Origin of the sequence: Paenibacillus sp. FSL R7-0333 (genome assembly GCF_038000365.1) — a bacterium.
GTDB classification, from domain to species: domain Bacteria; phylum Bacillota; class Bacilli; order Paenibacillales; family Paenibacillaceae; genus Paenibacillus_AQ; species Paenibacillus_AQ silagei.
The window spans coordinates 179348-192754 of sequence record NZ_JBBOBZ010000001.1; the positions used below are offsets into that span (position 1 = coordinate 179348).

General features: G+C 55.1%; 8 protein-coding genes, 1 tRNA gene and 1 riboswitch. Of the genes, 4 read left to right on the top strand and 5 right to left on the bottom strand.

The features are described 5' to 3' along the window. Positions 1 to 170: 170 nt before the first annotated feature. Positions 171 to 5294 (bottom strand): S-layer homology domain-containing protein, encoded by a 5124-nt coding sequence (locus MKY86_RS00760; RefSeq protein WP_076085861.1) that lies wholly within the window; start codon positions 5292 to 5294, stop codon positions 171 to 173. A 634-nt stretch (positions 5295 to 5928) separates the two neighbouring features. Continuing rightward, entirely contained in the window at positions 5929 to 7209 is a 1281-nt protein-coding gene (serS, locus tag MKY86_RS00765; protein WP_076085858.1) for a serine--tRNA ligase, read from the bottom strand. 407 nt (positions 7210 to 7616) lie between these two features. Between serS and ssuE the strand changes: the two genes are divergently transcribed. Then, positions 7617 to 8186 carry an NADPH-dependent FMN reductase gene (gene ssuE / locus MKY86_RS00770; RefSeq protein ID WP_076085855.1) on the top strand — a complete coding sequence of 190 codons (570 nt, stop codon included), beginning with the start codon at positions 7617 to 7619 and terminating at the stop codon, positions 8184 to 8186. Between the two features lie 91 nt (positions 8187 to 8277). On the opposite strand, the gene nrdG is transcribed toward ssuE, so the two are convergent. Further along, complete coding sequence (gene nrdG / locus MKY86_RS00775) at positions 8278 to 8805, bottom strand: anaerobic ribonucleoside-triphosphate reductase activating protein (RefSeq protein ID WP_076085853.1); 528 nt, start codon at positions 8803 to 8805, stop codon at positions 8278 to 8280. Further along, the gene (locus MKY86_RS00780; RefSeq protein ID WP_076085851.1) at positions 8802 to 10787 is read right to left on the bottom strand and encodes an anaerobic ribonucleoside triphosphate reductase; all 1986 of its coding nucleotides are present in this window, start codon (positions 10785 to 10787) and stop codon (positions 8802 to 8804) included. Before MKY86_RS00780 ends, nrdG begins: the two co-directional genes overlap by 4 nt. A 309-nt stretch (positions 10788 to 11096) precedes the next feature. Continuing rightward, positions 11097 to 11327, bottom strand: a riboswitch (cobalamin riboswitch). 339 nt (positions 11328 to 11666) lie between these two features. On the opposite strand from MKY86_RS00780, the gene MKY86_RS00785 reads away from it, so the two are divergent. The 3 genes from MKY86_RS00785 (at position 11667) to MKY86_RS00795 (ending at position 12974) form a co-directional block, all read left to right on the top strand. After that, the gene (locus tag MKY86_RS00785) at positions 11667 to 11975 is read left to right on the top strand and encodes an MTH1187 family thiamine-binding protein (RefSeq protein ID WP_076085848.1); all 309 of its coding nucleotides are present in this window, start codon (positions 11667 to 11669) and stop codon (positions 11973 to 11975) included. Between the two features lie 48 nt (positions 11976 to 12023). Beyond that, positions 12024 to 12803: a sugar phosphate isomerase/epimerase family protein gene (locus MKY86_RS00790; protein ID WP_076085845.1), complete on the top strand. Its 780-nt coding sequence runs from the start codon at positions 12024 to 12026 to the stop codon at positions 12801 to 12803. A 99-nt stretch (positions 12804 to 12902) separates the two neighbouring features. Continuing rightward, positions 12903 to 12974 (top strand) — tRNA-Thr (locus MKY86_RS00795). 94 nt (positions 12975 to 13068) lie between these two features. On the opposite strand, the gene MKY86_RS00800 is transcribed toward MKY86_RS00795, so the two are convergent. Continuing rightward, positions 13069 to 13362, bottom strand: coding sequence for a tyrosine-type recombinase/integrase (locus MKY86_RS00800; RefSeq protein WP_076085842.1), 294 nt, complete (start codon positions 13360 to 13362; stop codon positions 13069 to 13071). Between the last annotated feature and the right edge of the window lie 45 nt (positions 13363 to 13407).

Consider the following 13407-nt stretch of genomic DNA (forward strand, 5'->3'; position numbering starts at 1 on the left):
TAACCCCACAAAGTGGAGTTCCAGCTTCGAAGATGACTCAGGTACTTTGCGGGAACCCCAAAATATAAAAATTCTTATCTATCAAAAAAGGCGGTTCCCAAGGCGCATGATGCGCTGCGGGAACCGCCTTTACTGATTTAAACCTCGTATAACGCTGTAGCGTGCGTGCGTTAGTTAATGAATTGCAGGGACTTCAAGGTCTTCTCCAGCATCGTAGCCGCTTCCGCACGGGTAGCCAGCTTCGCCGGAGCGAACGCACCATCAGGGGTACCCTGGATGATGCCTGCGGCGGCGATCTCTGCTACCGCTGCTCTGGACCAGGCCGGGATGCTTGAGGCATCGCGGAATTTAGCCAGTACAGCCGGATCGGCCGTCAGGGTCTTGCCGGTGTATTTCATGGCTTTGGACAGGACGGCTGCCATCTCCTGCCGGGTAATTGGACTGCCCGGCTTGAAGCTGCCATCCGTATATCCGGTAATCAGACCTGCGGCTGAGGCTGTCTGTACGGCATCCGTGTACCATGCTCCAGCACGGACGTCACTGAAGGACGTTCCTGTTGCTGCCGGGGCAAGGCCCAGGGAACGGGTAATCAGTGCCGCGAACTCTGCCCGTGTTATGGACTGGGCAGGCGAGAAAGCGGCGGCGCTGGTGCCGGTAATCACCAGCTTCGAGGCCAGCAGTTCAATGGCGGATTGTGCCCAGTGCCCGGTAGTGTCACCGAAGGTCTTGGACGACTTCACCACAGTATAATAGCTGTTGCTGTTGCGCTTAATCGTTACTTCCGTATGCCCCTCTGCCGGATTACCAAAGACCGAAGGCACGAAGGACAGCTTGCCTGTGGCCGGGTCAAAGGCGACACCGGTCGCACCCTTGGCATCAAGTGCCCCTGTGGCCGTGAGGGTCCGCTTCACATAAGTGCTGCCGAAGCTGTTCAGAGGTACGCTCTTGCCGCCGGCCTGGGCAGTGATGCTGAATTCAATCACGGGCGCAGCCACAGTAACACTGCCGGCATGCACTGCGATAGCCTTGTTCAGGCTGTCAAGTATAGCGTTACCCGCCTGAAGCAGAGAGACGGTAACCGTGAATTCACTAGTGCCAAGCTGGGCAGCCAGAGCCGTTCCGTTAATAAGACCCAGCGGCAGGGAATAGGAAGCACCGCCGGTAGAGATGAAGGTCAGCACTGTGTCCGGATGGGCCGCAGCCTGCTGCACCAGCACATTGCCTGGCAGCACAGCCTGTGCGCCGCCTGCTGAAGCTGTGAGCGGGAGCTTCAGCTCATTAGTACCGGCAGGCAAGGCTGCAAACTGAGCGGTAAGCTCCGCTGCTGTAAACGTGGTAATCTGCGGCGCTGCTGCACTTGAAGCCGGAGTCGGACTTGGTGCAGGCGTTGCTGTAGGCGTCACTCCTCCGGAGCCTCCCGGATTAGATCCACCCGGATTGGTGGTTGGTGCTGGTGTTGTAGTCGGACTTGGGTTTGGAGCGGCACCCTTCAGATCGGTGATCCGTCCTTCAACGCTGGAGGTCACCTGAAGGTGTTTCTTCAGATAGGCCAGCAGAACTTCGAAGTCAGGAAGACCCAGCTCGTAATAACGTCCGTCTGCCTTGGCTGAGGCCAGTGCACGGTAGAAATCCCCGCCGCCTGCCATGAAGGAATTCGTAGACAGAATATAATAGCCTGCCGGATCAATCGGCAGGTAAGACCCGTCTGCCTGTTTGATTTCAACGGAGATTATGCGTTCTCCCGCTTGCGTGACCTTGCCGGTTAATGAATCTATAATCTCCGGCTTCTTGGTAGAGTCATACGTGTATTTCATCCCCGAGACATGGGCGAAACGTCCCTGGTCAGATTCCAGGCCGCTGACTGCGTTCTCCAGGGAGGAGATGATCTCTGCACCGGTGACCTTCAGGGCTGCCAGACTGTTATTGAATGGGAGTGTGGTCAACACCTCACCCATCGTAATATCGCCCTTGTCAATCGCTGCACGAATGCCTCCGCCGTTCTGGATGGCGACGACCCCTTTGATCGTACTCTGGTCCTCCTTGGAGACGAAGTTAGGCATTAGCTCGGTTACTTTCTCCGCAATACTGTCAGCAATCATGTTGCCGATTGGCGTCTCTTCCTTACGCACTACGCGGACGGATTTCCCGTCAATGTCGCGGTTGGTGTAGAGGTCAACGTCCGAGTAACCTACCACCTGGCTTCGAACCGTTGCCAGTTCGGCATCGTATGGGGCAAGAATTTTTTTGGCAGCAGCATCTTCACCGAACAGGTTAACATCCAGCAATTTACCTTGGTATGCCTTAACCTCACCGTTCTTATCGAAGGTAACGTCAAGCTCACCGAGGAACTGGCTGTACTCGCCGGTTTGTACAATCAGGACCTTCTTGTCCGTCCCTGCAATCACCACAGGAGTTGGCGGGTTGTCGATCTTCGTGTGGGAATGTCCGCCGACAATGATGTCGATCCCCGGAACGGCCTTGGCAAGCTCCTGATCCACGGTGTACCCCAGATGGGTGACGGCGATAATCTTGTTGATACCCTGGGCTTCAAGCGCCTGGACGGTCCGCTTCGCGCTTTCTATATGATCTTTGAAAATAATCTTGTCACCGGGAGATGCGAGGCCTACAGTATCCTCAGTCGTCAAGCCGAAGACTCCGATCTTCTCTCCATATACGTCCTTGATGACGGAAGGATAGATATGACCGTCTTTGGCGGTACTTTTGGACTCATCGGTCTCAAGAATACCAGTCACCTCATGATACAGGTCGGCAAGCTCACTGTTCTTCGTAGTGAAATCAATATTGGAGCTGGCAAAAGGGAACTTGGCTGCCGTCACGAAATTCCGCAGAATCTCCGGATTCTCCTTATTCATATCAAACTCATGATTGCCGAAGGTCATCGCATCATAGCCGATATGATTCATGAACTTGATGTCTGCCTGACCCTTGAACTGGTTGAAATACAGAGTTCCGGAGAAGACGTCACCCGCATCCAGCAGCACCGTATTGCCTGTCCGTTCGCTGCTGATGGCTGAGGTCCGCTTGGTGATATTCTCCAGATGGCTATGGGTATCGTTCGTATGCAGGACGCGCAGATTGAAATCTGCCCCGCCGAAGTCAATCTGTGCGAGCAGCGGATCATGGTCACTGATCCGGATGCCGTCTGCATCAGATACAGTACCTTGCGGATAATCTCCCGGATCTGCGTAATCGGCATTAATATGCACGATATCAAGCTTGCTGGCAGAAGCCAGCCGGTTATTGACGAGGATATGATCCAGCGTCTGGGAGTTGCCCTGGAAGTTGTAGGAATACCGTTCACTCAGCGGCAGGGTATTTACAAGATTCGTAAGTGCGCTGCCCTTGAGGATATTCAGCGTGTCTGAGAACTGGAAGTCATTCAGATCGCCGAGCACGACAAGATTTGCCGCCGGGTTCTTCTGAAGCACATCCTCAGCGAAGCTGCCTACCACCTTGGCGATCTTGGCCCGCTGAACTTCAGTCGAGAAGACCGGAGGTTGTACGGAACCGAACAGATAGTTGTCACTGCTCTTGGAGTTGAAGTGATTGGCAATCACGATGATTTCTTTGCCTCCGAAGATGAACTCGGCAGCCAGCGGCTTGCGCGACTCCTTGAAGGCTTCATTGCCGGGATCAATGCGGCCCGGATTCAGGCTGAGGCCGGAACCGGCGGTATAGCTTACAGCGTCAGTAGCATTACCAGGTGTGCCCGGCTTCAGCGAGACGCGGTTCATATTGTACAGGAAGCCGGAGCGGATATTGCCGTCCGGAACGCCGCCATCCTGGTTGTTCAGCGGTGCGATATCCGTGTAACCATAGTCAGATGCACCGCCGTCAACAGCTGCAATGGCGGCAATCAGCGCTGTGTAGCTGTTGACGGCATCCGTTCCGCCTTTGCCGGTTCCATCATTATCCTGCACTTCTGTCAGGCCGATAATATCGGGTGTTTTGAGATTGACCACGATATCTTTGGCGACATTGGCGATTTTGGCCGGATCATTATGCTGGGAGAAGTTCTCAATGTTAAAAGAAGCGATATTCAGCTTATCCGCATCTCCCGGGGAGAGCGAAGTCACTTCTCTCTTCAGCTTGCTTGGGGAGACATCCGGCAGGCCGTCTGTTTCCGTAGAAATCAGGAATTTGCCGTAATCATAGGTCAGAATACCGGTGACATTGCCCAAGAATTGTTGGCCTGTAGTGAGTACCGGAGCAGTCTTCACAGAGAGTATTAGGCGCTGCGGGTTAAAGTCGGCACCCGTCAGTACCAGCCCGCCGGCAGGGGAAGTCACTTCAGTCGTGTTGCCCGTACCGTTGACGGTCACCACTGGGATTTCAAAAGTACTGCTGGAAGCATAGTAGACTGCCGGGCCCACAGTGGTCGGCTTGGCAATCTCCAGCCGCATGCCTTCCAGACTCTCATAGAAGTCTATGGCATCGGTGGCCGGCTCGAACTTGGCCGGATTCAGACCATCATCATCGATCACGGCTGTTGGGATGAGGCGTCCGCCAGTGCCCAGCAGGGTTGGGGCCGGAAGCGGATTACCGCTGCTGATAACCGTTGTCTGGGTGGCAGTGATCTGTGTAGTGGATAACTGCCCAGAGCGGCCGAATTCCTTGACTACTCCGTCTACCGTTACAGTATCGCCTGGTTTAACGGCGCTGCTTTTTCCTTTTTGATAGATTTGGATGGCCTCTGAGGTCTTGATATCCGTATCCATATCAGCGGCTGCAGACTGAATGAAGAAGCTGTCCGCATCCTTGATGTAGGTAACAATTCCCTTGATATCAGTGACCATCTTGTCCGCGTAAGGGGAACTATGTCCTGCACCTTGAATCTGGTTAATCTTCAGACCCACCAGTGCAGAGGCGACGCTGTATTCAAAAGTGGAGGTTGGACCTTTCTCAGAATCAGGTATTGAGGAGTAGGCTGTAATCTTAAGCGAGGTAATGCCGGAATGAACGATGATTGGGGCAGTATATAATTGGTCTGCCACTTCTGGGGTAGCACTCTTGTTAGCGTAAACACTGTAATACACACTTGCCGTTACCGGGGTGCTTAGCATAATGGTTGAGCCTGTGCCAATCTTAGTACCCGAAGCGGGAGATGCAGTAACGGGGGGCGCTTGGGTCGCTACAGCAGTGTCGGCTGCTATAATCGGCTCTGCTGAGGCCGTCCCTGAGCCTCCTGATAATGCCGGGAACATCCCGGTTAATAGCAATGCTACCGCCAGGAATAGACTGAGCGGCTTCCTGCATTGTGAAGAAAGTTTCATGTGAGTATACCTCCCCATAAAATATCATTCGTACTCTATTATAATAGAGATAATATGAATCTAGCGCAATTTTTCGGCAATATTTGTTAAACTTGCATAAATCCATGGTTGGAAATGCATGAAATATATAAAAACTTACTATGTTTATACGAAATTCGTTATGTTTTCTGAAAATCATGTAAACTACATGTTATTTATATGCTAAAACAGCGTTCCTCTCCTGAGTGTGGGGGAGCGCTGTTCCACTTTCCCCTCAACGCCTTCGGTGCGCTAAAAACCGATAATAATGTGCTGGCGGGAGGGTGCGGGGGTGATCGGACCGAATGTATGCGAAAAATAGTATACAATGGGGCTGTGCGGAGGCGAGCGGACTGGATGTATGCGGAAAACAGTATACAACGGAGCTGTGCGAGGTCGAGCGGGCGAATGTATGCGAAAAACAGTATACAATGGGGCTGTGCGGGGGCGAGCGGGTGAATGTATGCGAAAAACCGATTACATTGTGTAGCGGGAGGGTGCGTAGGACGGGTGAAGCTCAGGTAAGGGCAAAAATCAGGGGCAGTATTGCCCCTGAGTGTCCCCCGAATGCCCCCAGAAGTCGGCGGATGAGTAGCCGATGGTGGTTAAGGTGAGGTTACTTGAGTTCAATCCGCTCCGCCCCGCCCATATAAGGCCGTAGTGCCTGCGGGATATAGATCGATCCGTCCTCCTGCTGGTGGTTCTCCAGCAGCGGAATCAGAATGCGCGGCGTGGCGACCGCTGTGTTGTTCAAGGTATGGCAGTATTGCAGCCGCCCGTCTTCATCACGGTAGCGGATGCCCGAGCGGCGGGCCTGGAAGTCGAGCAGATTGGAAGCCGAGTGGGTCTCCCCGTAAGCTTCTCTGCCCGGCATCCAGGTCTCGATGTCATACTGCTTATGGGTCTTCATCGCCATGTCTCCGCTACAGACGGCGACTACCCGGTAAGGCAGCTCCAGCAGCTGAAGAATATGCTCGGCATTGCCGAGAATCTCCTGGAGTATCTGCTCCGATTCTGCGGGATCATTCTTGCACATGACCACCTGCTCGATCTTCGAGAACTGGTGGACCCGGTACAGCCCGCGCACATCGCGGCCCGCCGAGCCCACCTCGCGGCGGAAGCAGGCCGACATCCCGGCCAGCCGCAGCGGCTGATCCAGCTCCAAAATCTCATCGCTGTACAGCGAGACCAGCGACACCTCCGAGGTCCCGGCCAGCCAGCGCTTCTCGCCTGTCAGCTCGTAGGTCTGGTCCCGGCCGCCGGGGAAGAAGCCGGTCCGCTCCAGCGCTTCCGGCCGGACGATCACGGGCACATCCATCGCGGTGAAGCCGCGCTGCATCAGCACATCGAGGGCCAGCCGCTGCACGGCAAGATGCAGCAGCAGCCCGGCCCCCTTCAGCACATAGCTGCGGGGCCCTCCGGCTTTGACGCCGCGCGGAAGGTCGATGATGTCGTGCAGCTCTCCGAGCCGGGCATGGTCCCGCGCGCGGAAGCCGAACACCGGCGGCGCGCCATGCCGCCGCAGCTCCACATTCGCGCTGTCATCCGGCCCGATCGGCGTATCCGCCGACACGGGATTCGGCGCGAGCAGCAGCAGCTCGCCGCAGCGCTGCTCCGCATCCAGAAGCTCCGCCTCCAGCAGAGTCAGCTGGCCGTTGATCACCCGCACCTGCTCCTTGGCCAGCTCGCCACCCGAAACGTCGCCCCCGCGCAGCAGGCGCTCGACCTCCTTCGTCAGCGCGTTGCGCTCCGCGCGCCGCTGCTCCGTCTCCCGGCGGGCCAGCCGCCGCCGGTCATCCCACTCCAGAAGTTCCTCCAGGGGGAACTTCAATCTTTTCCACTCGGCTGTCTTCCGTACAATGTCCTCATTCTCCCTGATCCAGTTCATATCCAGCATCTGCATCCGCTCCTTAAGTGTGGGTAAAAAAACGCAAAAAACGCCCTCATCCATGGGACGAGGAGCGTCAGCTCGCGGTGCCACCCAGGTTGACCTCATTCGCGTATAGCAGCTAAGCAGCGCGGAATCAGGCCCTCTTTGGTCTTCGCGGTAACGGGCGAAACCCGGTAAACTTAGGGAACAGGAAGCTGCTCCGGTCGCAGACGCCTCGCGGTTGGATGCCGGTCATTGGCCTGGTCGGGATATAGGTTTGCCGTTTATTATAACCAGAGCGGCAGCGGTTTGCAAGCATAAGAGGGGTTTGACAATATTCCTTGTACTCTGCTAGGATTATTACTAATTTAAAGTATTGATGCCCGGCGAAGCAGCCCGGTTTATCCTATCATGCGGACGGAAGAGGTGCGGAAATGGCCAAAATAGTCGTAATTAACGGAACACCCTCGCTGGTCTCACGGATCAATGCCGTGATTGAGTATGCAGAGAATGCCCTGCGGGAGCGCGGGTTTGAAGTGGAGCGGATCAATGTGGCGGAGCTGCCCGCGGAGGATCTGATCCATACGAAATTCGAGAGCGAAGCCATTGTCAAGGCGAACGGTCTTGTAGCTGAGGCTGATGCGGTCATCGTAGTTAGCCCGGTGTATAAGGCCTCCTATACCGGAGTGCTGAAGACCTTCCTGGATCTGGTGCCGCAAAAAGGGCTGGCCGGCAAAATCGTGCTCCCGCTCTTCATGGGTGGAAGTCTCGCTCATCTGCTGGCGATCGACTATGCACTGAAGCCGGTACTGTCCGTGCTGGGTGCCCGCTACATTCTTGGCGGCGTCTACGCCGTAGACTCCCAGGCGGTTCGTAACGACCAGGGCGTAGTTGAGCTGGCTGAAGAGCTGCGTTTACGCCTGAACAGCGTGCTGGAAGAGCTGGCGGAGGAGACGGAGCATAAGGTGGGGCGCAAGGCAGGGCAGACAGGAGCCGCGGAATAAGGTTAAGCTGCCGGTCCGATCATCCCCGGTACAATCAAAAGGCACTAAACCACCCGGATGCGGGAGTTTAGTGCCTTTGTTTATTTAGAAGTTATACCCCTTGAAAGCTCAGCTCCGGCTCCCACAGAACAACCCTATCTCCCGCCAGACTCGCAGGAATATCAATGATCCGCTGGTTGCTGCTTCCCCGGTAAGAGAGGGTAAGGTCTTTGAGCGCTTCGACGAACCGTCCGTCGATCACGACCTGGCACAAGGCCAGCAGGTTCCATTCCGCTGAACCGGGGGAAGCCGTAAGCTCCTCGTACGTATAACCGGTATAGATCCAGATTGGGAAGTCCGGCAGCTCGGCGCGCAGCTCGTGAATGAAGTCTGCAGCCTCCTCAGCCGAGAAAAAAGGGTCCCCGCCCGCCAGCGTCAAGCCGTCCAGCAGCGGATTGCCTGCAATCTCTTCTATGATCTCCCGCCGCCGCTCCGGGGTGAAGGCCTCCCCGAAGTTAAAGTTCCAGGTCTTCGGGTTGAAGCAGCCCAGGCAGCGGTGGCGGCAGCCGCTGATGAAGAGGACGGCCCGCAGGCCTTCCCCTTCATTGATCGACTCCGGGTAATATCCGCAGATGTTCATAGATGCTTAACACGGTCCCGGACTTCGGCTTGCTTGGCCGCATTGAAGCGGGTCTGATAGTCACCGGTCAGATACCCGGTAACCCGGCGCAGACGGCGGATATGGGTGGTATCCTCATGGGCATTGCAGGTCGGGCAATTCGTACCGATGACCCCTTCATAGCCGCAGCCGGAGCAGCGGTCAATCGGATGGTTAATGCTGAAGTAGCTGATGTCCTGCTCCAGCGCGTATTTGATGATTTTGACGAAGGCTGCAGGGTTGCTCCGGGCATTGCCGTTCAGTTCGACATAGGAGATCGCTCCGGCGTTGCAATATTCATGGAACGGGGCTTCCAGGCTGATCTTCTTGGCTGCGCTCAGTTCATGGTAGACCGGAATGTGGAACGAGTTCGTATAATATTCACGGTCGGTTACCCCAGGGATAGAGCCTAGCACCTTGCGGTCGATCTTGGTAAATTTGCCGGAAAGACCCTCGGCCGGCGTGGCGAACAAGGTGATGTTGAGGTTAAGCTCCTCGCTCTTGCGGTCGCAATATTCACGCATGTGGCGGACGATGGCTACAGCCTTGGCGTGAATCTCCATATCTTCGCCGTGGTGCTTGCCGTACATGGCCTTCATGCACTCTGCCATTCCAATGAAGCCTAGCGACAGGCTGCCGTGCTTCAGCAGTTCGCCTACGCTGTCATCGGGGGCAAGCTGCTCTCCGCCTTCCCAGACGCCTTCACGCATCATGAAATCAGAGGCTTTGGCCTTCTGGGAAGCCTGGATACGGAAGCGGTGCAGCAGGCCGTCCAGCGCAATATCCATATAGTGATTCAGGTCGTCGAAGAACCCTGCTTCATCAGCAGCGAGGCGGCGGCCGGTTATCGTGCCGTGGGCAAGTCCCAGACGCACCAGGTTGAGCGTGTTGAAGGACAGGTTGCCTTTGCCGGAGCAGTGGTTGCGTCCGAAGCGGTCGCCGAGCACACGGGTCCGGCAGCCCATCGTAGCGAACTCGGTATCCGGGTCAGCCGGATCGTAATACTGCATGTTCAGCGGAGCGTCCAGATTGGCGAAGTTCGGATACAATCTGCGCGCCGAGCACTCCGCTGCCTTCAGGAACAGCTCATAGTTGGGGTCCCCCGGCTGCTGGTTGATGCCTTGCTTGCATTTGAAGATCTGAATCGGGAACACCGGCGTCTCCCCGCTGCCCAGTCCGTTCATCGTGGCCGTCAGCAGTGAGCTGATCACAAGCTGGCCCTCCGGGGAGGTGCAGGTCCCGTAGTTGATGCTGGTAAAAGGAATCTGGCCGCCGGAGCGGCTGGACATCGTATTCAGGTTATGTACCATACTCTCTGCGGCCTGCAGGGTCTCACTTTGCGTCTCCTTCAGGGCAAAACGGAAGGCGCGCGGATACTGCTCAGCCAGATCGCTGCGGCTCATCGTAATCTCCCCAAGCTCAGACACCTCTGCATTCTCCTCGAAATACTCCAGACCTTTGCGGAAGAGCTTGGAGAAGGACTTGGTCACATAAGGAGCCAGATCATAATCCAGCTTGTTGGCGGACACACCGCCGTACTGCGCATTCTGCTGCGACTGGAAAATAATCGCCACCAGCGACATCGCCGTCATAATCGAGTTGGGAGGCCGTACGCTGCCGTTGCCGGTGTTGAAGCCTTCACGGAGAAGCCGTTCGAACGGGATGAAGATGCAGTTGGTGGTTCCGATGGCGTATTGATCCAGGTCATGCACATAGACGACATTATCCAGGGTAGCCTGTACCAGCTGCGGCGGCATGGTGAAGTTGCGGGCATACCATTTGGAGTATTCACTGCCGAACTTGCTCATTTTGCCGGAGAAGCTCTCCCCGTTCAGGTTGGCGTTCTCGCGCAGCAGATCCAGATCCCGGCTGTCGATAATATCCCGTCCCAGATGAATGACCTCTTCCAAAAGATCCTCCTGTGCAGCTTGTCCTTCGTTATAACGTTTCTCCAGCAGCGTCATTATATAACTCTCTCCTCTCGGGTATTGTAAGCGTTAAAAAAGCACCTCCGGCCGGGACGGCCGGAAATGCCCGAATGCATGATGCAAAGATCCGGGAAGCGGAAATTTGCCTGTGGTCTGGGTGGAATATACGAGCAGACAAGGGGCAAATAGCTTACGCCCGTTCTTGTATATTCCGCAGAGCCGATACCTGAAAATAATCCGCGATCGTCCTCAGGTATCGGCAGCCTCTGGCCCGATTGACGGAAGGCTAACTCTGCTATTGCAGGCCGCATACGGACACCTTCCCTGTTCCTCGCAGGAGTCTAAGCGGTGCCACCGAAACAGGCAGGTCTCCTGGCTTCCGGCAACTCCTCCGGCGCCTTCCCGGGGGGCTTATTCCGCCCCTTAGTGGCAATTAGCCGGAGAATGCAGCCCTGGGCAACGCACCCTGGGAGCATCCGGTTACAGTGGCGGGACCGCAGCGGTTTTGCACCGCACTTCCCTATTAAGTCGCACCTCTATTACAAGGGGTGAAACGCCCGTTTCTACTATATTTTGTTGTTATCTATTAAAGCTACCGCAATATATTGTGTTTGTAAATGTTTTTTTGCAATCCCGCACGGGGAGCGGGTTCGGCGCTTTTACTCACAGCTGATCCACAGTTAGTCCACAGGTAATCCACAACTTTCCTATGAATCTGCCGTGAATTTTTCATAAAATCTCCGAAAATACGCCACAAAGAATCCATAAATAGAGTGCGTCTAATCCTGGTAATCATTTTGACGGATATTAATAGAATAGAGAGGGTGCAGGTGATTTGTAGCAAGCCTGGCGAAGCGTTACAATAAGAGGATAAGTTAGAGGCAGGCACATCAGATCATTAGGAGGCAGTTCACAATGGCAATTGGCGAAGTGACCGTTATTCCGGTTGGGACAGGCAGCACCAGTCTCAGCAGCTATGTGGCCGAGATGCAGCGCGTGCTGGAGACGGTGGAGGGCATTACCTACGAGCTAACTTCTATGGGTACGATTATTGAGGGGCCGGTAGCGCGGATTCTGGCTGCGGTAGAAGCGCTGCACGAGTCACAGTTCACCGCCGGGGCGCAGAGAGTCTCAACCTCGCTCAAGATCGATGACCGGCGCGACAAGATCTCGACCAGTCGCAGCAAGCTGGAATCCGTGGAGCGCAAGCTACAGGGAGAGTAGCGGGAATACAGTATCTAATCAGAAATGATAATAAGGAGCGGATTATTCATGGCAGAAGCAGCTCAGCAGATCGGAATTCAAATGTATACACTGCGTGACCAGACGGAACGCGATTTCCTCGGCACACTGGCCAAGGTGGCAGAGATGGGGTACCAGGCAGTGGAATTCGCCGGTTATTTCGGTGTATCTGCAGGGGAACTGCGCCGTAAGCTGGATGAACTTGGCCTGGCGGCCCCTTCGGCGCATGTAGGCCTGGACTTCAGCAGTCTGGATAAGATGGAACAGGCCTTAGCCAAAGAGATTGAATACGCGGTAGAGCTCGGACTGCAATATATAATCACCCCGTCGGCACCGCTTCCGCCGAATCCTTCCATAGAGGATGTAACGAGAATCATTCCATTCCTGGAGAAGGCTTCCGCGATGGTCCGGGCGGCGGGGATGCAGTACGGCTACCACAACCATGATTATGAATTCAAAGAGGTTGACGGCAAGGCGGTCATCGATATCTGGCTGGAGCAGATTCCTGCCGAGCATATGCTGGCTGAGTTTGATCTGGGATGGGTATACCGGGGCGGAGCCCGGCCCGTTGATTATGTGTCACGGTACGCCGGACGTGTTCCGCTGGTCCACATTAAGGATTTCGGAGCCAACCAGGAGGAGACCGATCTCGGGAAGGGAGAGGTCGATTTCCGAAGCGTCTTCGAGATCGCGGAGCAGAGCGGAATTCTCTATTATATTGTGGAGCAGGAGGCCTATGAGGTATCTTCTCTTGAGAGCGCTAAGCTCGCACTGGATTATTTCCGCGGGCTGGGGCTGATGCACGGCTGATGCACGGCTGAGGATACAGCAACCAGCGGAAAAAGGGGTTGCGTTTTCCGCTGGAAGAGTTATAATATTTTTTGCTTGGCAGGACAGCAAAGCCTGTTCGCTGGTGTAGCTCAGGGGTAGAGCAACGCACTCGTAATGCGTAGGCCGGGGGTTCAATTCCCTTCACCAGCATTTGTAAGAACTCAATAGTGGCGCGGCTTCTCAAGGTTTTGGGAGGGCGCGTTTTTTTGTGGGAAAAGCTGAACTTCTAACATTCTTCTAACCTTTACTCAACTAAAGTGGTTATTTTACCCTCTTCCTTTACTTCATGGCGGGTTCCTAAGATAGAGTCACCGATGCCTCGAAGCACTGCTTCCTGCAGATTGGGCAGGACATGAGAGTAAGTATCCAAGGTAACATTGATAGAGGAATGCCCCAGTCTCTCCTGGACGATCTTGGGATGAACCCCGGCCTTCAAGAGCAGAGTTGCGTGAGTATGCCTGAGATCATGGAAACGAATGTTTGGGAATGATGGGTGTTCCTTGGTAATCTGCTCAAGTATTCGATAATAATGACGCATTAAGAGGCGTGGACCAACCGGGGTACCAATGCTGGTCTGGACAAC

What these genes read in the sequence shown, in the direction of transcription:
- serS (WP_076085858.1), bottom strand. Translation starts at nt 7,209, where the DNA reads ATGCTGGATATGAACTGGATCAGGGAGAATGAGGACATTGTACGGAAG.
- MKY86_RS00785 (WP_076085848.1), top strand. Translation starts at nt 11,667, where the DNA reads ATGGCAATTGGCGAAGTGACCGTTATTCCGGTTGGGACAGGCAGCACC.
- MKY86_RS00760 (WP_076085861.1), bottom strand. Translation starts at nt 5,294, where the DNA reads ATGAAACTTTCTTCACAATGCAGGAAGCCGCTCAGTCTATTCCTGGCG.
- MKY86_RS00780 (WP_076085851.1), bottom strand. Translation starts at nt 10,787, where the DNA reads ATGACGCTGCTGGAGAAACGTTATAACGAAGGACAAGCTGCACAGGAG.
- ssuE (WP_076085855.1), top strand. Translation starts at nt 7,617, where the DNA reads ATGGCCAAAATAGTCGTAATTAACGGAACACCCTCGCTGGTCTCACGG.
- MKY86_RS00790 (WP_076085845.1), top strand. Translation starts at nt 12,024, where the DNA reads ATGGCAGAAGCAGCTCAGCAGATCGGAATTCAAATGTATACACTGCGT.
- MKY86_RS00800 (WP_076085842.1), bottom strand. Translation starts at nt 13,362, where the DNA reads ATGCGTCATTATTATCGAATACTTGAGCAGATTACCAAGGAACACCCA.
- nrdG (WP_076085853.1), bottom strand. Translation starts at nt 8,805, where the DNA reads ATGAACATCTGCGGATATTACCCGGAGTCGATCAATGAAGGGGAAGGC.